17 protein-coding genes and 1 tRNA gene are annotated in these 25297 nt (G+C 52.4%); 11 read left to right on the top strand and 7 right to left on the bottom strand.

What is annotated here, in order from left to right; all coding sequences use genetic code 11:
• Positions 1 to 112 precede the first annotated feature (112 nt).
• Positions 113 to 628 carry a DinB family protein gene (locus FJM74_RS17050; RefSeq protein WP_187263843.1) on the top strand — a complete coding sequence of 172 codons (516 nt, stop codon included), beginning with the start codon at positions 113 to 115 and terminating at the stop codon, positions 626 to 628.
• 397 nt (positions 629 to 1025) lie between these two features.
• Positions 1026 to 3533, top strand: a complete 2508-nt coding sequence (locus FJM74_RS17045; RefSeq protein WP_187263842.1) for a zinc-dependent metalloprotease — start codon at positions 1026 to 1028, stop codon at positions 3531 to 3533.
• 346 nt (positions 3534 to 3879) lie between these two features.
• On the opposite strand, the gene FJM74_RS17040 is transcribed toward FJM74_RS17045, so the two are convergent.
• The 4 genes from FJM74_RS17040 to FJM74_RS17025 form a co-directional block, all read right to left on the bottom strand.
• Complete coding sequence (locus FJM74_RS17040; protein WP_187263841.1) at positions 3880 to 4875, bottom strand: hypothetical protein; 996 nt, start codon at positions 4873 to 4875, stop codon at positions 3880 to 3882.
• Between the two features lie 33 nt (positions 4876 to 4908).
• A complete protein-coding gene (locus tag FJM74_RS17035) occupies positions 4909 to 5715 on the bottom strand; it encodes a prolipoprotein diacylglyceryl transferase family protein (protein ID WP_187263840.1) in 807 nt (268 codons plus the stop codon).
• Between the two features lie 71 nt (positions 5716 to 5786).
• Positions 5787 to 6869 (bottom strand): class I SAM-dependent methyltransferase, encoded by a 1083-nt coding sequence (locus tag FJM74_RS17030; RefSeq protein ID WP_187263839.1) that lies wholly within the window; start codon positions 6867 to 6869, stop codon positions 5787 to 5789.
• 646 nt (positions 6870 to 7515) lie between these two features.
• On the bottom strand, positions 7516 to 8715 hold the full coding sequence (locus FJM74_RS17025) for a phosphoglycerate kinase (protein ID WP_187263838.1): 1200 nt from the start codon (positions 8713 to 8715) through the stop codon (positions 7516 to 7518).
• A 677-nt stretch (positions 8716 to 9392) separates the two neighbouring features.
• On the opposite strand from FJM74_RS17025, the gene FJM74_RS17020 reads away from it, so the two are divergent.
• The 5 genes from FJM74_RS17020 to FJM74_RS17000 all read left to right on the top strand — a co-directional run bounded on the left by FJM74_RS17020 (position 9393) and on the right by FJM74_RS17000 (position 15701).
• The gene (locus tag FJM74_RS17020) at positions 9393 to 12095 is read left to right on the top strand and encodes a D-alanine--D-alanine ligase family protein (protein WP_187263837.1); all 2703 of its coding nucleotides are present in this window, start codon (positions 9393 to 9395) and stop codon (positions 12093 to 12095) included.
• Between the two features lie 145 nt (positions 12096 to 12240).
• Entirely contained in the window at positions 12241 to 12606 is a 366-nt protein-coding gene (locus FJM74_RS17015; protein ID WP_187263836.1) for an endonuclease domain-containing protein, read from the top strand.
• 139 nt (positions 12607 to 12745) lie between these two features.
• Positions 12746 to 13525, top strand: coding sequence for a PASTA domain-containing protein (locus tag FJM74_RS17010; RefSeq protein ID WP_187263835.1), 780 nt, complete (start codon positions 12746 to 12748; stop codon positions 13523 to 13525).
• A 47-nt stretch (positions 13526 to 13572) separates the two neighbouring features.
• Positions 13573 to 15402, top strand: a complete 1830-nt coding sequence (locus FJM74_RS17005) for a T9SS type A sorting domain-containing protein (RefSeq protein WP_187263834.1) — start codon at positions 13573 to 13575, stop codon at positions 15400 to 15402.
• Complete coding sequence (locus FJM74_RS17000; protein WP_187263833.1) at positions 15399 to 15701, top strand: rhodanese-like domain-containing protein; 303 nt, start codon at positions 15399 to 15401, stop codon at positions 15699 to 15701. Before FJM74_RS17005 ends, FJM74_RS17000 begins: the two co-directional genes overlap by 4 nt.
• 202 nt (positions 15702 to 15903) lie before the next feature.
• Here FJM74_RS17000 and FJM74_RS16995 read toward each other — a convergent pair whose 3' ends face one another.
• Both FJM74_RS16995 and FJM74_RS16990 read right to left on the bottom strand, forming a co-directional pair.
• A complete protein-coding gene (locus FJM74_RS16995) occupies positions 15904 to 17193 on the bottom strand; it encodes a site-2 protease family protein (protein ID WP_187263832.1) in 1290 nt (429 codons plus the stop codon).
• Entirely contained in the window at positions 17180 to 17812 is a 633-nt protein-coding gene (locus tag FJM74_RS16990) for an HAD family hydrolase (RefSeq protein WP_187263831.1), read from the bottom strand. Before FJM74_RS16990 ends, FJM74_RS16995 begins: the two co-directional genes overlap by 14 nt.
• Positions 17813 to 17915: 103 nt before the next feature.
• Between FJM74_RS16990 and FJM74_RS16985 the strand changes: the two genes are divergently transcribed.
• Positions 17916 to 17989, top strand: a tRNA-Ile gene (locus FJM74_RS16985).
• A gap of 115 nt (positions 17990 to 18104) precedes the next feature.
• Here the strand turns inward: FJM74_RS16985 and FJM74_RS16980 are convergent.
• A complete protein-coding gene (locus tag FJM74_RS16980; protein ID WP_187263830.1) occupies positions 18105 to 19034 on the bottom strand; it encodes a macrolide 2'-phosphotransferase in 930 nt (309 codons plus the stop codon).
• A gap of 609 nt (positions 19035 to 19643) precedes the next feature.
• Between FJM74_RS16980 and FJM74_RS22440 the strand changes: the two genes are divergently transcribed.
• The 3 genes from FJM74_RS22440 (at position 19644) to FJM74_RS16970 (ending at position 24792) form a co-directional block, all read left to right on the top strand.
• Complete coding sequence (locus FJM74_RS22440; RefSeq protein WP_241739221.1) at positions 19644 to 21398, top strand: DUF7149 domain-containing protein; 1755 nt, start codon at positions 19644 to 19646, stop codon at positions 21396 to 21398.
• A 30-nt stretch (positions 21399 to 21428) separates the two neighbouring features.
• A complete protein-coding gene (locus FJM74_RS22435) occupies positions 21429 to 23477 on the top strand; it encodes an Eco57I restriction-modification methylase domain-containing protein (protein WP_317175578.1) in 2049 nt (682 codons plus the stop codon).
• Between the two features lie 238 nt (positions 23478 to 23715).
• On the top strand, positions 23716 to 24792 hold the full coding sequence (locus FJM74_RS16970; protein WP_317175577.1) for a DMT family transporter: 1077 nt from the start codon (positions 23716 to 23718) through the stop codon (positions 24790 to 24792).
• Positions 24793 to 25297: the final 505 nt, after the last annotated feature.

Raw genomic sequence — 25297 nt, 5'->3', positions numbered from 1 at the left:
TGAATTGAAGATGTGAGGATTTGGAAATGAATGGCAGGCGCGGAATTATAGAAGTAAGCAACTTTTAACTCCTGAAAGGGTCTTTTTTCATACTATAAATAACTTGTTTACTATGGCTGAAAATCAGAAACTGGAGGTGTGGCTGCGCGGGCCGCTGCCTGATATGCCTTTTTATCTGCAACCCCTGGCGCAGGCACTGCTGCAGGCCCGGGAAGAGGTAACTACCTACATGCAGGATTTTCCGGAGCAGTTGCTTTGGGAGCGGCCGGCTGGAGTTGCTGCCGTAGGGTTCCACCTGCAGCACCTGGCTGGCGTGCTCGACCGGCTGTTTACCTACGCCCGCGGCGAGACCCTGACTCCGCAGCAACTGGAGGCGCTGGCCTCAGAAGGCAAACCGATAGCGGCCCCGGATCAGGTGCAGACGCTGGTGCAGCAGTTCCATAAGCAGGTAGACAAGGCGCTGGAGCAGTTGCGTGCCACAAGCGAGGAGGCGCTGCCGGAGCCGCGAGGCGTGGGCCGGGCAAAGCTTCCTTCCACCGTTTTTGGCCTGCTGGTGCACGCCGCCGAGCATACGCAGCGCCATGTAGGGCAACTGCTGGTAACTTCAAGAATGCTGAAGGCCACCTGATCAGATGGCTATACCTCAAACCTTGCGCTCTTCCCACTAAAAAATTAGAAATGAGTGCAAAGATGCCTGGCATTATTAAAGGCCTTTAACCTTTCTGATAATCAAAAGGGAGGAGCGCCAGATTTGTAAACTGCAGTAGCAGCGGCTAAGCCTCTGGAGGGGCATTTTTATTGGAATAATTTACCTTTGACCTGAATTAGGACTTTAGAAATTTAGCTTTTTCAGGGAGCGAGGAATATGGCAGGTTGCATAGGTTGTTGATAAGTAAGGGTTTGGCAAAAAATGTACCCACATTAGCCAGAATCATGGTGTCCTGTTTAAAATATGGTTTATCTTTGAAACCGTTGCTGCTCTGTGAGCGGGCCGTGCGGCAGGCTTAATTTTAATTGTACTTCAAATGATTAAATACTACCAGATCATAAGTTTTCTTTCGCTTATCTTTCTTACCCAGACTTCCTGTTCCAGTACAAAAACTCCAGCACAGCCAACACCCGCTGTTACCCAACAGGAGCCGGACAGAATCCGGACGGTTCCGCCGGCTCAGAGAGGAGGTGCCAGAGGGTATAATGATGTGATCACAAAAGGAGCCGTCACAGACAAAGGGGTTTTCACGGTGCATAAAGTGGCCGACAAGTACTACTACGAAATACCCGATTCGCTGCTCCGGCGCGATTTCCTGTGGATAAGCCGCTTTGCCAGTTTGCCGGCAGGGCTTGGAGGTGGCTATGTAAATGCGGGCTCGTCGGTAAACGAGCAGATGGTGGAGTGGCAGAAGTTCGAGAACAAGATCCTGCTCAAAACAAAGTCCTACAGTTCCCATGCCGCCGATACGCTGCCCATCAGTCTGTCGGTGCAGGCCAACAATTACCAGCCTACCATTTTCGCCTTCGATATTGCAGCCGTAACCAAAGACTCCAGCGCCTATGTAATAGACGTGACCCGGTTTCTGCAGACCGACGTAAAAGCCTTTAGCGGCCTGAGCGCCAACATGCGGCGCGACTACAAAGTTATCCGCCTCGATGAGTCCCGGAGCTTCATCAACAGCATCAGAAGTTTTCCGCTGAACATTGAAGTGCGGCAGGACTTTACGTACGAAGCCTCTGAGCCGCCCTCCAATGCCGCCACTGGCTCTATCAGTATCCTCATGAACCAGTCGATGGTGCTGCTGCCAGCAGAGCCCATGCAGCCGCGCCTGAACGATTACCGGGTTGGGTATTTTACAGTCCGGCAAATCGATTATGGCTCCGAGGCGCACAAAGCCGATGAAAAAGCCTACATCCGCAGGTGGCGCCTGGAGCCAAAAGACGTGGAAGCCTATAAGCGGGGGGAACTGGTGGAGCCTGTTAAACCAATTGTATATTACCTCGATCCGGCTACGCCTGCCAAGCTGCGCCCCTACATTAAGGCAGGGGTGGAGCAGTGGCAAAAGGCTTTTGAGACAGCTGGTTTTAAAAATGCGATTATCGCCAGAGATCCGCCCTCACCTGAAGAAGACCCTGATTTTACGCCGGAAGACGTACGCTACTCCGTGATCCGCTACGTTGCCAGCACTACCCGCAATGCCGTAGGGCCCAGTGTGTCGGACCCCCGTTCCGGCGAAATTATCAGCAGCGACATTATCTGGTACCACAACCACCTGCGCTCTTACCGCAACCGGTACCTGCTGGAAACCGGAGCTGCCAACCCCAGTGCCCGCACCCTCGACACGCCCATAGAAGACCTGGGAGGCATGATGCTGGAGGTGATCACGCACGAAGTTGGCCATGCCCTTGGCCTGCCGCACAACATGAAAGCCAGCGCCGCCTACCCCACCGACTCGCTCCGGTCTGGCAGCTTTACGCAGCAGTATGGTATTGCCGCCACCATTATGGATTATGCCCGCTACAACTATGTGGCCCAGCCCGGAGATAAAAACATTCGGTATGTGCGTCAGTTGGGTCCCTACGACCATTATGTGATCAACTGGGGCTACCGCTACCTGCCCGATGCAACATCTGCAGAGGAGGAGATTCCCACTCTTTCGAAGTGGATTACTGAAAAAGCGGGCAACCCGATTTACCAGTTTGGCAGCGGCAGCGGTGGCCATGATCCGGATAGCCAGACAGAAGGCATCGGGGCCGACGTGATAAAGGCAAGCACCTACGGTTTACAGAATCTGAAGCGCGTAGCTCCCAGCCTCTACGACTGGACCGCCGCCCAAACCAACGACTACGACGACCTGTCGGAGCTGTACGATGAGCTGCTGGGGGTGTGGAGCCGCTACATAGGCCATGTGGTAACCAATGTGGGAGGCGTAAATGAGCAGCGCCTGAAGCCCGAGCAGAAAGGCTACATTTATACTCCAGTGCCGGTTGCAACGCAGAAAGCCTCTTTAGACTGGCTTCTGAAAAACGCCTTTACCTCGCCGGAGTGGCTGCACCAGGCACAGATCAGCCGCAACGTGCACCATGCCAGCCATGTGGAGCATGTGCGGAGCCTGCAGGTAAGGCACCTGAACAGCCTGCTCACTTCCGTAAGGCTGGCCCGCCTGATGGAGAACGAGGTGCAGCAGGTAAAATACAATGCCCTGGACATGGTGAGCCAGCTGCAGCGGGGTGTCTGGAGCGAGGTGTACAGCGGAGCCAAAATAGATATTTACCGTCGCAACCTCCAGAAGGCCTACCTAGACCGGATGAACTACCTGCTCAACGTGGAAGCAGCCACACCTGCCTCTTCTGCGAGAGGCGTAACCACACCTGTTTCTATCAATCAGTCGGATATCCGGTCGATAGTGAGAGGGGAACTGGTGAAGCTGCAGCGGCAAATTTCAACCGCACGCACCCGCCACACCAACGACCTCACCCGCTACCATTTAGATGATGCACTGGTGAGACTAAACACGATCCTGGACCCGAAGAAAAATTAAGCTGGCCAAGAAAAAGCCCTTCCTACCTCTGGCAACTTAAGGGTAGGAAGGTGAACAGATAGATCGCTAAGTACAATCAAGTAAGTTTTGTCGAGGGAGGATTAATTATTCTAATAGAAAATGCCCTATCGCGATACTTAGCACTGCTGCTGCTGCTGGTTGAACTTGTCCGGCGGAATTTTCTTGCATGTATTTAGTGGCCCTCCAATATGATTTTTGGAGAAAATGTCCTTGCAAATTAGCTTCCAAGCTGCCAGAGGCCGTGGAATAGTTGTCACGAGCGAGTATGCTAGTGTCCGGATCATTTCTAATTTCTAATTTCTAATTTTTAATTAGGCAAAGCCCCTTACCTTCTCAATACTTTTTCGTCTTTGTGGTTAAAACGGTAATGCAGGCCTAGCGAGAATTGCCTTTGCCTGTATTCCTGGCCTTGTAACCCAAAACTAGTTTCTCCCCACAGGTAAAGTGGCTCAATCACAAATTGGTTGTTTAATACAAATTGGCCACTTATAAAGTCGTTTACACCGTTGGTGCCTGCTCTTAGAAACGTGCCGTTTCTTAAGCCAAAGCCACTTCCAAGGCTTACCTGGTAGCGCAAACCCGGCAAAGGCGTGGGAAAATGGTCTGCCAGGCGTACATCGCCAAAAAGGATGCGGGTAGGTCCGATTCTGAGACGCGCCTGCGGATAAATGGGTGTTCTTTTGCCACCACTTTCCGGTATGCCCGTTCCTTCTTGCTGTAGATCTTCGGTGGTGTAAAAAAGATTGCCTACATGGAGCCCGCCACCAATTCCAAGCCATTTCGTGTCGTAATAAATAAACGGATTAACGCCTACTATAGTGGTTTTGTCAGGAGAGCGTAATACGCTGCCAGGAGTGATATTGGTTTCTTCGTGTGTGCCGGCATAGGCATTTACGCCGTAGGTTAAGTCACCTTCATTTTTCGGTTTCGTGATGGCATAGCCTGCTCCTCCCATTATATATTCCTGGTGAAAATAACTGGTGTTGCTTACCCGGCCACAACCGCTGCCTGTGCCTATGTTATGCGAATTATAATAGTCGCCTGTGCCGTAGCCAATTTTTACGGTATGGTAAGACTGTGCAGTGGCTGAGTCCTGCCTCTGCTCCGGAAATGCCTGACCCATTAAAAACACAGGTACAACCAGAATGGCAGCCGTGAGCCAGCGGTATTGCGGTACGGTAAAAGTTCTGAACACATGCATACTCATCACGGCCATGGCCGGAAGGAGCGCTGTATGGAGTGCCACAAATTCAGCATACGAAAACCAGTTTTTCAGGCTCCAGGTGGCAGCCAGCAAGCTCAGGAGTAGTGGCAGCGTCATATAAAGGGCCGGTGTAGGCGGGGGAGCTGTAAATTATGGGGGAGCATACGTTTTCTCCCGGTAAATAAATAACAGGCTCAAAAGCCCTGTGGTCAGCAGCAAAATCCACTGCATAATTTTCAGGTCTGCCACCAGGGTGCCTCCACTTGCGTGAGCGGCCGTATCTCTGTAGAATTCAATAAAAAACCGGAAGAAGCTGTACAGCACGATGGCCAGCACAAAGGCGTTGCCAGGCGGTTTTATGTGCCGCTTCACTAACAATACAATAGCTGCTACCACTACGCCGGCCACAAGTTCGTAGAGCTGCGTGGGGTGCACGGGCAGCGCAAAATACTGGCCAGGCTCGAGCAGGCCGGCCTGAAACTGGTGGTAGTGCGGCAGCGTGAGCGGCTTGTACTGAACACCCCAGCTTAGGTCTGTTACGATGCCGTGGCAGCAGCCTGCCAGCAGGCAGCCTACCCGCTGCATGCCGATAGCGAGCGGGAGCAAAACAGCAAAAGCATCCAGAGTGCTGTTGTTCAGGCGCAGTATCCGTTTCAGAAATACAAACCCTATCCCAGAAAGAAATAATCCTCCAAAGAGTACCTTGTCGAACGTAAGGGGGAGCTGCTGCCCCAGCAAAAGGGCTTTCCAGTCGGTGGGGGAGTAGGTGAATAGTTTGGTGCCGGCTATAAACAGGAACCAGGTCACGGCCATGGCCAGCACCCAGGCAACGGCGTTGAATTTTCGTTTTGCACCTTCTGCCAGGAGCCAGGCTGCCGCGAAAAGAAACACGAAAATATAAATCAGATCAAAGTAATAGTCTCCTTTGGTATCGATAACAAATACAAGGCTGCTCATAAACGATAGGGTTGATATGAATGGATTGGAACGCTGTTTGAAATCTGATTTATAAAATCCTGAGCAGCCAATTACTTTTGCACCACATACCAGTTGTTCTGAATATCGTGCGCCAGCTTATTTGTTTTTACTGACGAAAAACCTGCCCTGTGTAAATATTCTTTCGTCGTTTCTTCTCCCCACATGGCACCAAGCCCTTCCCCGTTCTGTGCCAGCGACACCGTCATGCAATGCATGCAGGAGATCGTGTACAGAAACGGACCTATGGGGTGCTTCATGTCCTCCTCCAGATGGCTCGTTCCGCTAATGTCCTGCATCAGGTACACACCATCGTTTTTCAGGGCTTTATAAATTCCTTTTAATACCTGGAATGGTTTTCCCTGGTCATGTATGGCGTCTAAGGAGGTGATCAGGTCGTATTTTGCTTGTGGTGCTTTCTGGTCGAAGTCGGAAAGGTCCTGTTCCACAAACTCCACGTTCTGCAGGCTCAAGCTGGCAGCTTCAGCTCTGGCGGTTCCTACTGCCTCTGCCGATAAGTCTAAGCCCGTGAAGTGGGATTCAGGGAAAAGTTCAGCAAGCTTGTTTATAAACCTGCCTGACCCACAGCCAACGTCCAGTACCTGAATGCCTGCTTTTAGTTTATCTGTGAGCCCGGGAACCAGCGGGAGAATATGGCTCTCCAGCGACGACAAAACAGACTGTCCGCTGTCTTCGGCCATCACATCATGGAAGCGATGGTATCTAGCATAAGGTACTCCTCCGCCTTCTTTAAAGCACTTCAGAATGTCGTCTTCCACCTCGCCCATTACGGCAATGTACTGCATAAACACGGCCATGTTGTCTGCGCCTGCCTCACGGGTAAGGTAGGCAGCATGCTCGGGCGGCAGATGAAAAGTTTTGGTTTCGGGGGAATACTCCACTACGCCGCCTGTGGTAACAGCACCGAGCCACTCTCTTACATAGCGCTCGTGCAGCCCGGCCTTCTCCGCAATTTCTTCGGAAGTGGCGTAATTGAGGGCATGCATCGTGTCGAACAGGCGGGCCCGGTGGCCGATGGAGATCATCAGAGACAGCGCGCTTTTGTTTAAAGTATCTACCATAAAATCTGCAAAAGCCTCTGCACGTGTGGTATTCAAGGTGTATTTTTCGATCATAGCACTAGCATTTTATCCTAACTTTACTTTCAACTAACTTTCCCTGTACAAATAACCAGCAGGAGTGATGCAGATGGCAACACATGACGGTGGACTGCTCAACCCTTTTTTTTAACTTGTCCTAAAATCAAATTATGCAGAACTAAAACTGAAAGCTAAGCTGAATATAAGCAAAAAAATTTAAATTTATAAAGATTTAATAAGAGTTAGTAAAGGTGTTGCAACATGGGCTTGTCAGTTTGAAATCTGCGGTGGAGGTGAAGCAGGGGTGTTATGGGGGTGCCCAGCGCAGGGAATTTGGAAAGCAGCAGCAGGAGGAGCAGAATGCTTCGGAGGTGCGTTTTTATTAGAAAAATTCTGAAGAAGTATCTGTAGTGGCTGAGTCTGGATGACAAGGCCGAGTCTTATGTATTTGTGTAAGTCATTGCTTCCCAACCACAAGATCCTAAAGGGATGACAAAAAAGGAAAATTTAGATGGAAGGAGCTTTATGTAATACAGTATTACTTGTCAGTATTTAGTAGCGAAGCTGCTAACAAGGCGGGAAATAAAAAATCCCCTGTCGCCAACGAAGGCGGCAGGGGATTTTTATCTCACAATTTAGGATGAGCTTCTAATCAGACCTTTCACAGTTATCTATCCAAGATCTAATAGTCGTCGCGCTCAATAGCGGCCACGCCTGGCAGGGTCTTGCCTTCCATGTACTCCAGCAGCGCACCACCACCCGTCGATACGTAGGAAACCTTATCGGCGTAGCCCAACTGGTTTACGGCTGCGGCAGAGTCGCCACCACCAATCAGGGAGTAGGAGCCAAGGCGGGTGGCATCTACCACGGCATCGGCAATAAACTCGGTGCCAACAGCGAAGTTCGACATCTCGAACACACCCATCGGGCCGTTCCAGAGAATGGTTTTGGAGTTCCTGATCACGTCGGCATACTGCTCGCGGGCGTTAGGGCCAATGTCGAGTCCCATCCAGTTATCCGGAATGTGGTGGCTCAGGCAGGTGTCTACGTTGGCATCGTTGCTGAAACCATCGGCTATAATGGAGTCTACCGGAATCATGATGTTCACGCCTTTCTCTTTGGCTAATTTTATCAGGCGGTTGGCCAGCTCCAGCTTGTCTATCTCCACCAGCGAAGAACCAATGTCGCCACCATCTGCTTTCACAAAGGTGTAGGACATAGCCCCGCCTATCAGCAGGTTGTCTACGCGGTCGAGCAACTGCTCTATAATCATGATCTTGTCAGAGATCTTGGCTCCTCCCATAATGGCGGTAAAAGGGCGCTCGGCTTTTTCGAGCACACGGCGGGCGTTGTCCAGCTCGGCCTGCATTACATAACCCATCACCTTGTCGTTGGGGAAATAGCGAGCTACCACAGCTGTAGAAGCGTGTTCGCGGTGAGCAGTACCGAAGGCATCGTTCACGTACACATCGCCAAGGCGGGCCAGCTTTTCAGCAAAAACAGGGTCGCCTTTCTCTTCTTCTTTATAAAAACGCAGGTTCTCGAGCAGCAGAATCTCGCCGGGCTGCAGGTCGTTTGCCAGCTGAACGGCATCATCGCCGATACAGTCGGGGGCAAACTTCACGTTGGTCTGGAACTCCTGCGAGAGGCGGTTTACCAGGTGCCGGAGCGAGAATTTCTCCTCCGGGCCCGCTTTGGGCCGCCCCAAATGCGACATTAGGATCACAGCGCCACCGTCGGCCAGAATTTTCTGGATAGTGGGTACAGCCGCCCGGATGCGGTTATCATCGGTGATGTTGTATTCCTTGTCGAGCGGTACGTTGAAGTCAACACGTACAAGTGCCTTTTTGCCGGCAAAGTTGTAGTTGTCTACTGTTCTCATAAATAGTGTTCTCTTTTTGTTTGAATTTGATCCACCTTCGGCGGGTATGCCAGGTATCAACCTTTGTATACTGCTATCGCGGATATATGGACAAATATAGCTAATTACGAATAAACAATAGGTGTGGACTGATAAAGATCATTATTTCGATCTTACTGGCTGTAAGAAAGCCGGTTGTGTTTGGCCGGATGGTTAAATTGCTAAACTGTTAAATTGCTAAATGGTTGTTTTGCCGTCTTCGCAGGTCCTTGTAGGAGAGAAGCCCCTGGTATTCTTTGAAAGATGGGCTGTCAGGCTTCGGAGCAATTATTCTAATGAAAATGCCCTTCCGGAGATTTTTTCTTCTGCTCACGCCGCTGCTTTAAACCTTCCATTTAACCTAAACAGCTCCACTTGCTCAAGTTGTTAGCATATGCTGCAAATCCTTTTATCCTGAAAATCATAAATCAGCCAATAAAGTCTGGCGTTTACCCTCCAACATCTAACCTCTAAAGGAGCCGCAGAAAACCTCCGGAGGGGCATTTTCATTAGAATAATTGCCTCCTGAGCACCCCTGATTTCTGATTTTTAATTCCGATTTTTATTTTGAGGCCAAACTATGGCACCAGCCTTGCGCGTTACAGTTGCAGCCAGTTGGTATTGGTATAGAAGTAACTAAATTTACTACCTTTGCAGGAATGAGAGTAGGAATAATCTTCGGTGGACCCTCGCGCGAGCGTGAAATCTCGTTTGCAGGAGGTCGTACAGTTTTCGATAATTTAGACAAGGTGCTGTTTGAGGCCGTGCCGGTATTTGCCGACAGCCTGGGCAACTTTATACTGCTGGACTGGCGCTTTATTTACAAAGGCACCATCCGCGACTTTTACCCCCCGGTGGAGTCGCTGCCGGAGAGTGTGCACCAACTGCAGGTATACATGGAGTCGCTGGGCGAGCTGAGCATTGCCGAGCAGGATGCCATCATTGCCAAAACGGGCAAGCGGCTGCTGCCACACGAGTTCCGCCAGCACTTCGACTTTGCCTTCCTGACGCTGCACGGCCCGCACGGTGAGGATGGCAGCATCCAGGGCATGCTGGAGTGGTACCATATTCCGTACTCTGGCTCCGGCATCCTGCCCTCAGCTATCGGCATCGACAAGGTGGCCCAGAAAGAGATGCTCCGTCAGCATGGCTTCCCCACACCGGCTTACAAAACCATCCCGTACAACCAATGGACCGACCTAGGCCGGCGCGAACCCCTTTTCGAGGAGCTTGTGTCGGAACTTGGTTTGCCGCTCGTGCTCAAGGCGCCGCACCAGGGCTCGTCTATTGGCGTGTCTATTGTGCGCGAAAACGATTTTTCTGCTTTTGAGCAGGCCGTGGAGCGCAGCTTCTTCACCAAAACCATCTATAAAAAACAGTGGCTGGCCATGAGCGAGGAGAAGCAGGTGGCCACCATGAAGCAGCTGGTCGATATCCGGGAAGGTATCGGGATGCCGGTGGTGCTAACCGATGGCTCCTGGCTCTACCATCCGGAGGAACTGCTCGGGCATATCAACAGCACTTTTAGCAGCACTTCAGCAGAAACCATCCGGTTGGCGAGTGTGGAGCGGGAGCAACTGGTGCTGGTAGAGGCCTTTGTGAAAGGCAAGGAGTTCTCCTGCATTGTGGTGCAGGACGAAGCAGGCAAACCTATTGCCCTGCCACCTACCGAGATCGTGAAAGGCAACGAGATGTTCGATTACCGGTCGAAGTACCTGCCGGGCCTGAGCCGCAAAATCACACCGATCAACCTGCCAACCGACGAGATTCAGCGCATCAGGGAAGCCTGCAGCAAGCTGTTTGTCGCCCTTGGCTTTAATGTATATGCCCGCCTCGATGGTTTTATCACCGAGGGCGGCGAACTATTCCTGAACGACCCCAACACCACCTCGGGCATGCTGCCGTCGTCGTTCTTCTTTCATCAGGCCGCTGAGATCGGGCTGAATCCGTCGCAGTTCCTGACCTACATTATCCGGACTTCGCTGGCTGAGCGCCTGAAGTCGGGCAAGGACACGGTGCTGTTCACGAAGCTGCTGCAGGACCTCGACAAAGCCATTAAAGATGAGCAGGCGCACCGCCACGACAAAATCCGGGTAGGGGTGATCATGGGAGGCTATTCTTCGGAGCGACATATTTCGGTGGAGAGTGGCCGCAACATCTACGAAAAACTTTCTTCTTCTTCGGAGTACGAGCCGCTGCCTATTTTCCTGACGGGGAGTAACCAGGCGCACCAGCTGCACACGATCCCAGTCAATATCATGCTGAAGGATAATGCCGATGATATAAAAGAGAAGATCCAGTATTTTGAGCAGGGCGGGCAGCCGCACCCGGTGCTGGCGCAGATCATGAAGGAGGCGGCCGGCATTACCCGCAAGTACACGGGCGGCACCCTAAAAGAACCGCAACGCCTGACTTACGCGCAGCTGAAGAACCTGGTAGATGTGGTGTTTATCGCGCTGCACGGCCGCCCGGGCGAAGACGGTGCCCTGCAGCAGGAGCTGGAAAAACTGCACATCCCGTACAACGGTTCCGGCATCCAGTCCTCACAGATCACCATCAACAAGTACGATACCAACGAGCTGCTGGCCCGGCATGGCGTGCCGGTGGCAAAGCACCGCATGGCCTACAAGGAGGAATGGCAGCAGGATCCGGAAGCGTTCTGCCGAGGCATTGAGGCGGAGTTCAGCTACCCGTTTATTGCCAAGCCGGCAGACGATGGCTGCAGCTCTGCTGTGAAGAAGATCAAGAACCGGGCAGAGCTGGAGGCATTTTCAAAGCTGATCTTCCGGGAGATGGAGGAGCTGGATACTGATTGCGCCCGTACCTTATCGCTCGGTTTTAAAGAAGAGTTCCCGAACAAGCAGGGATTCCTGGTAGAGACGCTGATCTCCAGAAACGGAGCCAAGCACTTCCTGGAAATTACAGGCGGCTTGCTTACCCGCTATAGCCCCGACGGCACCGTGGAGTACGAGATTTTCGAGGCTTCAGAGGCGCTGGCTGAAGGAGAAGTGCTGTCGCTGGAGGAGAAGTTCCTGGCAGGGGAGGGGCAGAACATTACCCCGGCCCGCTACGCCACCGACCCCGAGCGACGCCAGCAGATATCAGAAAAAGTAAAAGCCGACCTGAAGCGCGTGGCGCAGATTCTGCAGATAGAAGGCTACGCCCGCATCGACGCCTTTGTGCGGGTGCTGGAGAACGATGAGGTGGAGACCATCATCATCGAAGTAAACTCGCTCCCTGGCATGACCCCGGCCACCTGCATCTTCCACCAGACCGCCCTCAACGGCTACAAGCCCTACGACTTCATAGACCGTATCCTGCAGTTCGGTATTGAAAGAACCAGAATGCGGGCCGAGGTATAGTATTTGGCTGGAAACAGCAGAAGTAGCAGGCTCTGGAGGGGCTATTTAATTAGAATAATTTAATTTATGTGCTGATCTTACTAGTTCAAGAAAGTCCCCCTTGGGGGTAGGGGGATGATTACTAGCAGCATAATAGCCTCACGCGATGGCAGCAAACAACCAGTACAATAAAAAGCTAAAGCCGCTAGCCAGAGGTCTCCGCTCAGACTCAACTAAGGCTGAAGTGAGATTGTGGTGTGAATTATTAAGTAAAAGCAAATTAGGATACCCTTTTTTAAGGCAGCGACCAGTTCACAACTATATCGCTGATTTTTTATGCAAGGAGTTGAAACTGATAATTGAAGTGTATGGCTATTCACATAATTTCAAGAGTGTTGAAGACGAGGAAAGGGATAAAACATTGGAAGCGCTAGGCTTTACCACACTGCGGTTTACAGATGAAGAAGTAATGAAAGATTTACATAATGCACAAAGAGCAATTGAAGGATGGATAGTCGAAAACCAGAAGTAGAAACACTCTGAAAGGTCATCCCCCTGCCCCCTTCAAAGGGGGACAAAATTACCTGCTTCGCGGCAGTTTAAAATAAACTACAAGCTTAACATATTACTGAAGCATAAGCAGCTTCAGGCGATTCAACCCATATTATAAAATGTTAAAAGTAAGATCATTCAGGGATGTGCTGATACACCTGGCCATCATGGCCTTTTTGGTGGCAGTGATAGTGGTTGGCTTTTTTTATTGGTACCTGCCCTCTACCACCAATCATGGAGAATCGATCTCCGTGCCGAAAATTGTGGGCATGCAGCTGCCCGATGCGGAAAGGTACCTGGAAGAGCAGAACCTGCGCTACTTCGTGAACGACTCCACCTACCAGACCGACCGCAAGCCTTTCGAGATTCTGACCCAGGACCCGGCTCCGGGCGCCAAAGTAAAGGAAAACCGAAAGATCTATGTCAGCATCAACATGAAAAACCCGCCCATGATCAAGATGCCGAAACTGATCGACGGCTCGGTGATGAACGCAGAGCTGATCCTGAAAAGCTATTCGCTAAAGAAAGGGCAGGTTACTTATGTGCCTGACCTGCAGCAAAATGCCGTGTTGAAGCAGTTTGTGAATGGCAAGGAAGTAAAGCCTGGCGAGCCTGTACAGAAGGGTGCCGTGGTAGACCTGCACGTAGGCAACGGCCTGGGCAATACTGAATTCGAGATGCCGGACGTTATAGGAATGCCCGTAGACGAAGCCTCGGTGCTGCTGGTGGGGCAGGGGCTGCAGATCGGTAACATCATTTATGTGCAGGGCTCCGGCGAACCGGACGGAACTGTAGTGCGGCAGCGCCCGATCGCGCAGGTAGGTGCCAAAATACGAGTTGGGGAGATGGTGGACCTGTGGGTGGCAGGTGAAGAAGGATCTACCCCGCTTTTTGAGTAAACAGGATACAGTGCAGCTTTTAAACCAGAGGCTGCCTGAAGGAAGGTATGAGAAAAGAACTGGCGCTAATCGCTTTTTTGGTAGGTAGTTACGTGGGTGCGGCAGCGCAGGTCACGCTCGCGCCGCTGCAGCAGGAAAACCGTGCTTCAGCCGCTGACTCGCCTGCTCAGCATGCACTACAGCTACGCCTGCAGGCCAGTACGCTGCCTTTTTTCGATGATTTTGCCGCAACCGCAACTGGCCTTCCCGATCCGGACCGCTGGCAAAACGGCGGCGGCGCCTACATAAACAACCGGTATGCCCTCAACCCTGTCAGTATAGGGGTGGCTTCGCTGGATGGGGTTGATGCCGCTGGCGCGCCCTATGCACCTTCGTCTGTAGCTACGGGTGCCTCCGATACCCTCACCTCGCAACCGATCCAGCTGAACGGTTTCTCCCCGGCCGATTCGGTGTACCTGAGTTTTTACTGGCAATCCGGTGGCCTTGGCGATGTGCCGGACAGGACCTCCACCAACAGCTTTCATCTAATACTGGAGTTTAAAGATAACACAGATGCCTGGCAGCAGGTGTGGCGGCAAAATGCGGTGGGCGAGGTTACGGCCTTCGCACAGGCGTTTGTTGCCTTAGCGGAGCCCCGCTTTTTTCACGAAACGTTTCAGTTCCGCTTCCGGAACATCGGCCGCAGAACTGGCCTGGCCGATGTCTGGAACCTGGACTATGTGGAGCTCGACCGGAACCGCCGGAAGGGGCAGACCACCTCGCTGGATATTGCGCTAAGCCGCCCGGTTTCGCCGTTGCTGAAGCATTATGCCGCCATGCCGGTGCCACAGTTCCTGGAGAACCCCGAGGCTGCGCTGCGCGAGGAAGTGCTGGCGACAATCAACAACCTGGGCAACATTCCGGGGGCCATCAGCTGGCGCGGCTACATAAAACTGGCAGAGGCAAGTGCGCCTGCCGACACTTTTCTGAGGGCTCCGGGCCTGGTGCCCGGCAGTGCGCAGCAGTTTGAGGTGAGAGGCGTGCCGCGGGTAAGTAACCTGCCATTGCCGCAGGAGGCGTTTAAGCTGGTGCACGGCCTTTTCCTGGATACGCGGGAGCAGAACCCGCTGCACCGCGCCAACGACAGTGTGAGCCGTGAAACCCAGTTTGCCGATTACTACGCCTACGACGATGGTACCGCCGAGGCGGGCTTCAGCTATATCTCCTCCAGTACCTCGCAGGTAGCGCAGCGCTTCGACCTGAACCGGCCCGACCAGATTCGTGCTTTCCGGGTGTACTTTCCGCAGGTAGGCAACAGCCTGGAGGGTACTTCGCTTACGTTCAGGATCTGGAAGGATGCAGATGGCGTGCCCGGGGAATCGGTGTATCAGCAGTCTTTTCAGATTACTTATACTGAAGTTGCCAACCAGTTCTACGAGGTTGTGCTGCCAAAGCCGGTAAACGTGAACGAACGCTTTTACATTGGCTGGTCGCAACCGGGCAGGCTGTTCGTTAACATCGGCTTCGACCGCAACTCCAGTGCTGCTGGCAGGCGGTTTCTGTCGGGTGGGGTAAGCGGCTGGGTGAGCGATACCACTACCGCCGGAGCCGTGATGATGCGCCCTGTGATGACGGGGGAGGCGCTGAGCGTAGCCGAAGAAATTGCTGCGGATCCGTACTTCCTGTACCCCAACCCAACGGCAGGCGACGTGTATATTGATGGCTTGTACAGGCGAATCAGCGTATACGACATCATGGGCCGGCAGGTGCACAGCCAGGTGGCTGGTGCTGCTGGTAAACCGGTATCTTTGCGCCATCTCAAAAACGGCCTGTACACCGTGCATATCGAAACAGGTAAAGGAATTATTGTAAAAAAAATAATACTCACAAAATCATGATAACAACTGACATTACTGCCGATGAACTGAAAGAGCGCCTGAACAAAGGCGAGACACCAGTTATCATTGATGTGCGGGAGCCCTGGGAGTACGAGGAATCCCGCATTGAGGGAGCCAAAAACATCCCGCTTGGCAACCTGCCGCAGCAACTCGACGATCTGGAAGAACTGAAGGAGCAGGAAGTGATTGTGCAGTGCCGCTCCGGTGCCCGCTCAGCCAACGCCAAAGCTTTTTTGCAGCAAAACGGATTTAACCAGGTAAGAAACCTGCTGGGAGGCATACTGGCTTACCAGGGATAAGCTTGTAAAACTGAAGTTGGAACCCGCCGGGATTTAAGAACCTGGCGGGTTTCTGCGTTTCAGGAATTATTTGAATGAAAAAGGCCCTCCCGAGGCTCTGCTGCTCCTGCTGCTGTTTTTGGGAAAGGACACAATACCTTTTTGTCTGAATCAGAATGTTCAGAATAAATAACCCCTTCCATTCAAATCCTCACTCATTCACTCATTCAATAATAAAAGGAGAAGGCGTAAAGCAGAGAATAAAGATCAGGATAGCTAACAAGCCAAGTGCTTTGCGGCCAGTGGTGAGCGGGCGCTCGTCGGGGCAGGAAGGGTGAAAAATGCCCATCACCCGCGAGAGCAGCAAACCGAACAGCAGCCAGCCCGTGTACCCGTCTGTTCCCGGAAAAGCCAGCGATATAAGCACCTGCAGCGTGAGCACGAGCAGTGTTAGGTAAATGGCATAGCGGGGTCTGGGCACTGTGGGTGCCAGCACAAACACCAGGTACAGGATGTAGAGCGGCCACCACCAGATATAACCTGCCAGCGCCGGAAAAGTAGTGGCAAAGCTGTACTGCAGCATCAGCAGGGCCAGGGTGGCGGCTATGGCGTAGCGGCGGTCGGCGAGCAGCTTACTGAACGCCCAGAAGCTGAAGGCCATGTTTACGATCAGCATCTCCTCTTCCCACACCGGCTCCGAGTAAGGAGAAATCACACCCAGACCTGCATACAGGATAAAAAGGCTGAAGAAGATGGGTGACAGCTGGTTAAACCGTTTGTACCCGATAAGCCCGTACAGCACGTGCCCGCCATCGAGCTGCCCGATGGGGAGCAGGTTCAGCGCCGTGAAGAAGAGGCTAAGGTAGCCGGCAAAGAGGTAAGGGTAATGGATGATCTCGTACTGGTTAGGCACCGTGGCCCCGGCCGGCGTTACGTACTTCTCGAAAAGAATGAATAGCAGGTTCTTGCCCAGCGCAAAATTGCCAAAGGTGCCGCTGTACACATGTTGCGCATAATCCAGGCCAAACTGCTCGTATTCCGGGTGTATGGTGAAAATGTGCTCAGGTTCAGGCAGGTGCGTAAAGGCGTAGAACAGCAGGGGAAGGGCCACGGCAAAGCCAGCCAGCGGACCGGCCACCCCGATATCAAAGAACTGTCTGCGCGATTGAATGCGGCTCCTGATCCGGATAAAGGCCCCCATGGTGCCGATGCTGGAGGTAATCCCAAACCAGAGCGGTATATAATAGGGCAGCGAAACCCGGGTGCGGTAATACCTGGCCGTGAAATAGTGCCCGAACTCATGTACCGTGAGCACCCCCAGGAAAGGTAGCGAAAAATACAGCCCGCCCAGGAACTCGCTCCAATTAATAGATCCGGCTCCAAAACCCTCTGCGCTCAGAAAGAACAGCTTGCCAAACCGCCACTCCGCGCCCGCCAGCGTGGTAGTGGCCAGCGTGAGGAGGAAGAGCAGGATGTGCAGGGGGTAGTTGTGCTGCTGCCTAGACGCTAACATCCCGGAAAACCTCGTTAATCGTGAGCGGCGGCTGCAGGTGAAGCGTTTTGATGCCAACCCTGTCGGCACTTTGGATGTGCTGGAAGCTGTCGTCTATAAAAAGGGTTTCTTCTTTCTGCAGGTCGTTCTCCTTCAGGATCTGCTCAAACACGATCGCGTCCGGCTTGCGCTGCCCGATTAAATGAGAATAGTATGTTTTTTCGAAAAGCGAGTCGAGGCTCGGGATGGTGAAGCTGTGCTCTACCATGGCGTTGAAACGCTTCAGGTGGATTTCGTTGGTATTGCTCATCAAAAAGATGCGGTAGTGCTTGCCGAGCGCCAGCAGCAGGTCGATCCGCTCCTGGGGTATGTCGAGCAGCATGGCGTTCCAGGCAGTGTCTATTTCTTCGTCAGAAGCTTCCAACTGGTACGTCTCACGCAATTGCTGCCGAAACACTTCGGCAGTGCTGGCGCCCGTCTCAAACAGGTCGAACAGCTTAGACTGTGCCTGCTGGCTAAACTCAATGGTGCGGCCGGACTTGCAAAACTTTTCCAGTTCACGGATACTTTTACCGTAGTCGATGTTGATGATGACGCCGCCAAGATCGAATATGATGTTTCTGATGTTTTGTAAAATCACTGAAAAATTTTTCGTTACTATTTGAAATTTACGATACAAATATGTAGAATTGCACTCCCAAATCAAAGAAAGCGGTTTAGAAAGCGCTTTTTTAGGAGGGAACGGGCCTATAGCTCATTCGGTTAGAGCAACTGACTCATAATCAGTAGGTGGCTGGTTCGATTCCAGCTGGGCCCACGTTTGAAAAGCCCCTTGCAAGGAAAAACTTGTAAGGGGCTTTTTTTATGTACTCTCAAATTGCACCCAGGTTTTGCTCAAACTGGCACGGACCAAAAGCCCGTGCCAGTTGTAATCAGGATGCTGCATTCTCCAGCCCCAGCGCCTGCCTGGCCATGAGCAGGTAATCGTCGGTGCCGGACTCCAACACAAACAAACCGATGTTCACACCATAAGCGGCATGCCTTTGCTGAATGTGCTCAAGCATGCGGGGCCACACCTTGCCGCCGGCTTGCTGATAGGCCTGCAGTAGCTGTTTAGCCACATCTCCGCCAAAGGTTGCCAGCAGCGCTACAAAATCGATGGCCGGATCGCTAACTTCAGCTTCGGTCCAGTCGAGGAAGCCATTGACGATGCCGGTCTCGTCGGTGAGAATGTGGGCTGCCTGCAGGTCGCCGTGCACCAGGCAGGTATGCTGCGGCCAGTAGCTGTCGTCGGAGAGCCAGCTTTGCCATTGCTGCCACAGCGGCTCGGCCACACCCAGTTCCTTTTGCACGCGCAGCATCTGCGCCCTCAGGTTTTCGCGCAGCTGCTCTGGTTGGTGCACCTTTATACCGGCCTGCGCGGCCTCCTGGTTATCCAGCGCATGCAAGGCAGCCAAAGCCGGGCCCAGCGACGAGATAAATGCTTCCGGCAGGTTTTCAGGATCCAGGTTCCAGATATAGCACATTTTTTCCATATCGATGTTGGCGACGGGTGTGCCTGCCAGCCGTGGGTAGGCGATCAGCTTCGGGTCGTACACCTGCCAGTTGGGTACGGCAACCGGAAGCTTGCCTTGCAGAAATTGCAGCACCCTGTGCTCATTGTCGGCACGGGGGAGCACGTCGGGGCGGCGTGGTAGGCGCAATATCCAGGGGTGCTGGTCTTTATCGAAGGCATGGATCACCTGGAAGTCAAGGCCGGTTTCGTTGTAGGTAAAAGTATCGGGCTGCAAGGCCAGGCCATGGTGCTGCGCAAGAGCCATCAGTTCAGCCGTTGTATCGGGCGTTTTTTGCTTTTCTTTCATTATGGTGATCTCTCTAAAATATGAATTAAACTTTATTTGCCGGCACCAACTGGTGCCCCGGAGCTGCAGGGTTGTTTTCCGGAAAGTACAGGCAATAAGCTAATCGCCTCTGCACGGCAGGTGCGGAGCATAAACCCTACAGGATGGTAGGCTTAGAGGTAGATTTGCAATAACGAAGTGCTGAAATCCATAAGATAAATTGTGCTACAGCCCTAAGATAAAAAAATGTAGGGAGAAGTGAAAGACGAGCGCCTCTTCCCCCGGCGCCTCACGCCAGAGACTGGGATTTTTTAGATAGCTTTCGCTATGCCGGGTAATGGTCAGTTAATCTAGTAATGTATATATAGATACTTCATAATATGTAAGGCATCTAATTAATCAGCACATGAAGCCATTAGCACATTAAACAAATTATTCCAATCAAAAAGGCCCTCCGGAGGCGCTGCTGCTCCTGCTGCTGCCTGACCCTGGCCGGAAAAATACTCCTCTCAACTGCAAGCTCGCAGCAGAAAAAGATGTTTTAAAACCCCGCAACTTCAAACAATCTAAATTCCTAATTCCTTATTCCTAATTCATTGTTATCTTGCTGTAGAAAACAAACGGCACCCCATGCAGCACAACATCCTTCGTCCGCGCCAGGCCCTGAACAAAGCATACCTCCGGTTAAAAACAGCACGCTCCGAAATGGAAACCTTCAAGTCGGCGCTCCGCACGCTGCTCGGTAGCATTAACCTGAGCGAGAGCGAGGAACACGTAAAGAACCACCTGCGCGATTTTCTTAAAAGCTCCTTCTACAGCCGGTACGGGGTGAACACCAAAGGCAAAACCGACCTCGTGATTCATGTGGGGCCGGATACTAAAAGCCAGGCGGGGGTCATGCTGGAAGTAAAGCGGCCGGGCAACAAAGCCGATATGCCCACCACCGATAACCTGAACTGCAAGGCGATGCACGAACTGGTGCTCTATTACCTGCGGGAGCGGGTGGAGCACAGGAACCAGGACCTCAAGCAGCTGGTCATTACCAATGTGCACGAGTGGTTTGTGTTCGATGCGCTGGAGTTCGACCGCCTGTTTTACCGCAACGGGCAGCTCTTAAAAGATTTTACGGCCTGGAGCCAGGGCAAAAAATCGGGCAACAGCACGGAGTATTTTTACAAAGAGCTGGTGGCGCCCTTCATTGCCGGGCTTTCCGAAAGCATCAGCTACACCCACTTTAACCTGAAGGACTACGAGAAGCCGCTCCAGAACAAGGATCTGAAAGACGATGTAAAGCTGGTGGCGCTGTATAAACTGCTCTCGCCGGCGCACCTGCTCAAGGAGGCTTTTGCAAACGATGCCAACTCCCTCGACCCCGGCTTTTACCTGGAGTTGCTGCACATTATCGGGCTGGAGGAAGTGAAGGAGGGAGGCCGCAAACTGATTCGCCGCAAGGCCAGGCCCGATGGCGGCTCGCTGCTGGAGGCGGCTTACCAGAAGCTGAAGTCGGAGGACCTGATCTCGGGACTCGATAACCCCTACAGCTACGGCAACACCCGCGAGGAGCAGCTCTTTAACGTATCGCTGGAGCTGTGCATTACCTGGATGAACCGCATCCTGTTCCTGAAGCTGCTGGAGGCGCAACTGGCCAGTTACCACCACGGCGACAAGGCTTATGTGTTTATGAACCACGAGCACCTGCGCGAGTTCGACGACCTGAACGAGCTCTTTTTTGATGTGCTGGCCGAGCGGCCGCAAAACCGCAATGCCAACGTGCGCCATAAGTTCCGGCAAATCCCTTACCTGAACTCTTCGCTCTTCGAGACCACGGCGCTGGAGAAACGCACGCTGCGCATCTCGAACCTGAAAGACAACAGCCGCCTGGCGCTATACCCGCGCACAGTGCTGCGCGACGGCACTGGCAAACCGCTGAGCAAGTCGCAGGCCGACATGCGGACGCTGGAGTACCTGCTGCGCTTTTTGGGCAGCTACGATTTTGGGGCTGAGGGCAGGGAGGCGATACAGGAAGAAAACAAAACGCTAATAACAGCCTCGGTGCTGGGCCTGATTTTTGAGAAAATAAACGGCTACCGCGACGGCTCTTTTTATACGCCCGGCTTTATTACCATGTACATGAGCCGCGAAGCCATAAGGCGGGCGGTGGTGCAGCGCTTTAACGAACACTACAACTGGGAACTAACCGATTTCGATGCGTTGCGCTTCCGGCTGATGGCCAACCACACGCAGCAGTCGGCGCAGGAGGCGAACGGGCTGCTCAACAGCCTGCGCATCTGCGACCCGGCCGTGGGCTCGGGGCACTACCTGGTGAGTGCGCTCAACGAGCTGATCGTGATAAAGGCAGAGCTGCGCATTTTGCTCAACCGGTAGGGCAAGCCGCTGCGCTACGGCAGCATAGAGGTGCAGAACGACGAGCTGATCGTGACCGACTTTTACGGGGAGCTGTTCAGCTACACGGTGCACGAGCACCCCGGCGGGCACCGCAGCATTAACCCGCAGGTGCAGGAGCTGCAGGAAACGCTCTTCCACGAAAAACAAACCATTATCGAGAACTGCCTCTTCGGCGTAGACATTAACCCGAACTCGGTAAAGATATGCCGCCTGCGCCTCTGGATAGAGCTGCTCAAAAACGCCTATTACCAGCAACAGGATACCGCCAACTTTGCCGAGCTGCAGACGCTGCCCAACATCGACATTAACATAAAGCAGGGCAACTCGCTGCTGAGCCGCTACCCGCTCACTGCCGACCTGCAGGATGCCTTCGGCAAAAAAGGCCACAGCCTGCCCGCTTACCGGGAGGCGGTGCTGAATTACAAGCACACCAACTCCAAAGAAACCAAGAAGCAGCTGGTTGCTTTCCTGAACGAGATAAAGCAGGGCTTCCGGACCACGCTGGCCAACAACGACCCGCTGCGGCAGCGTATGGCCAAACTTCGCGGTACCATTGCCGCCATGCAGGACCCTGACCTGTTCGGAGCCGCCAAAGTAGACAAGGCAAAGCTCGCCAAAATGAAAAAGGAGCTGCAGAAACTCGAAACCGAGCGCGAGCAGATCGAAACAAACAAAGTGTACGAAGGCGCTTTTGAATGGCGCTTCGAGTTTCCGGAGGTGCTCGACGATGCCGGCAATTACCAGGGCTTCGATGTGGTGATCGGGAACCCGCCGTACATCCGGCAGGAGGAACTGGGCGACTTTAAGCTTTACCTGAAAAAGGCATTTGCCACCTTTGCCGGTACCGCCGACCTGTATGTATTTTTTGTGGAGCAGGGCATAAACCTGCTGAAAAATGGCGGGCAGTTCAGTTATATTATCCCAAACAAATGGATGCGGGCCGGCTACGGAAAATCGTTGCGGGCATGGCTCAAAAGCTACACGCTGGAGCAGCTGCTCGACTTTGGCGACCTGCCTGTTTTTGAAGAAGCTACGACGTACCCGTTAATTGTTTCGGTGGCGAAAGTTACGCCTGCCGAGGGCGCTACCTTTGTGGCGGCAGGTATACACACCCTCGATTTTGAGCAGGGGCTGGCGCATTATGTGCAGGAGCAGGGCTATACCGTGCAGGCCGACCTTTTGCCCGATACCGGCTGGAGTCTTCATAATACAGATGATATTGGCTTATTAGAAAAACTAAAAAAATCATGCAATACCTTAGAAATACATATTAAGGGCAATGTCTATAGAGGTGTTACAAGTGGTTTAGATAAAGCATTTGTAATAAATGAGAGTGAGCGGGATCGAATTCTAAAGCTTGATCCTAAAAGTTCTGAGTTGATAAAGCCGTATATTGTAGGTAAGGATGTAAGTAAAAAATACACTCCACCAATTGTAAATAAGTATGTTATTTATTCAAAATGGACCACTCCAATAGATGAATATCCGGGTGCATTAAATCATTTGATGAAGTTTGAAGAAGAGCTTAAGTGCAGACCAGAAGTACAACAAGGAAGGTTTCCTTGGTATGCAATGAGCAGGTACGCTTCAGCTTATTATGAAGAATTTTTTAAACCCAAAATTGTTTATTTGAAATTTCAGGTAAAGCCAGCCTTTACTATTGATTTGGTTAATTCGGTTCCAAACAGTGCAGTATGGTTTATACCTTTGAATGATATGGCTTTACTTGGAGTTTTAAATTCTAAGTTAGGTTGGTTACTAATTTCAAAGTTCTGCACTAAAATCCAAAATGGGTTTCAATTAATTTATCAAAACTTAAAGGATATTCCACTACCCAATTTTGAATCTCAATTAGCTATAGAAGTACAACTTTTAGTAGAGCAAGTCCTGGCTGCCAAACAGGCTGATGCTGCAGCAGACACATCGGGGCTGGAAGCGGAAATAGACCTGCTGGTGTACCGCCTCTATAACCTGACCTACGACGAAGTGCTGCTGGTGGAGCCGGAGTTTGCTTTGAGCCGGGAGGAGTATACGCAGCAGGAGCTTATAAGTCGCTAAGCAACAGGCCCGGCACCGGCAAGCCCTTCGCCTGTAAGCACCTGCTGCCCGTATGGCCGCAGAAGAGAGGCGGTGGCCCTGCACAGGTTGTTGCCTGGCAGCCTCAATTATTCCAATCAAAAAGCCCCTACGGAGCTTATTTGGGGGTGCAGCAGCTTGCCGGTGCGGGCTTGCAGCCCATCCCGTTTATCGGGGTGCAGAAGTAAAGGAGTTGCGCTTTAACAGGCTCCGACGGCACATGCCAGGAACGCAGTGCCCTGAAAGTACGGGCGGCAGGTTAGCACAGCGCCCTTTTCCGGAAGCTGCGCAGGCCGGGCAAGCGGGCCCGGAGGAACTGCCTGCGCTTTTATTTTTTTTCGGGAAGATAAACCCTCACCTTTGCACCTTACTCACCGGTACATGCGTAAACCGGCTGCCGGAATACCGCTACCCCCTGCTGCGTATGCTCTCAAAAGGTGTCATCTACATGCTGCTTTCTACGCTCTTCTTCTCGCTGATGAATGTGTGCGTGAAGTCGTTGGCGCACATTCCGGCAGCCGAGGTTATTTTGTTCCGGTCGCTGGTGTCGCTGGTAATGAGTTATGTCATGCTGCGAAGGGCCGGCGTGCCTGTGCTGGGCTCCAACCATAAGTGGCTTGTGGCCCGGGGGGCGGCAGGCGCCATTGCTCTGCTGCTTTTCTTCAACACGCTGCAGAACATACCGCTGGCCACGGCGGCCACGGTGCAGTACCTGTCGCCTATCTTTACTGCCATTCTGGGCATATTTGTGGTAAAGGAGCGGGTAAGGCCCTGGCAGTGGGTGTTTTTCCTGGTTTCGTTTGCCGGTATCCTGGTTATTAATGGCGTAGAAGTGAACGTAGATGGGTTTTACCTGTGGTTAGGGGTGTTCAGCTCTATTTTTTCAGGGTTGGCCTATGTCATTATCCGCAAGATAAACACGCAGGAGCATCCGCTGGTGATCATGTTTTATTTCCCGCTCGTGTCTATTCCGGTGGTGGGTGTTTACTGCCTGTTTTCGTGGGTAAACCCTGTGGGCTGGGATTGGGCGCTGCTGCTGCTGGTAGGGGTGCTCACACAACTCGGGCAGTACTACATGACCATGTCGTACCAGGCCGAGGAAATATCCAAGGTGGCAAACCTCAACTACATTGGCATGATTTACGCCCTCGTGCTGGGCTACGTGCTTTTCGACGAACAGTTCAGTCTGCTCACCTACTGGGGCATGGCCCTGGTGCTGCTGGGCGTCATCCTCAACATCCGCTACAAAAGCCGGCAGGCCAAATTGGACAGTGCTGCTGCTGCGTCAGAAAGTTAGCGGGACTATAAACATCGCCTTAACTTATCGGAAACAGAAGTTGCAGCGCTTCCGGACACAGGGCACATGACTTCTTAATCCTTATGTCAGCACTGTCAGCGGACAGTGAACGGAGATGTAAACAGCACAGCTGCTTTTGGTGCAGATCAGCAACCAGCAACCAGATTATTCTAACCCAAGTTGTGCGGTAGAGAGCCCTAAATAATGTGGTGCGGCTGGTAACTACGAGTCAGATACAGTTGCCAGGTGCACCGAATGACGATTTTTTGTTGGGGGTAGGGGCCCTCTACAAAGAGCGTTCAGCGAGTGGGGGTAGGGGCCCTCGACAAACAAAATCGTCTTGATTTTTTTGGTTCTTTTTGTATCAAGACAAAAAGAACAAAGACACGGGCCATGAAACAAGCTGCTTCTGCCATCAAGTCTTAACAAGTGGCTATGCTAACTTAACCCCACGCCAGTGGCCATTGCCTTAGGCTCTCGCCCACAAGATCCTTTCAGGAGGACA

The sequence above is a fragment of the Pontibacter beigongshangensis genome, from assembly GCF_014332515.1.
GTDB lineage: Bacteria > Bacteroidota > Bacteroidia > Cytophagales > Hymenobacteraceae > Pontibacter > Pontibacter beigongshangensis.
This window is presented reverse-complemented; position numbering and strand designations above follow the sequence as displayed.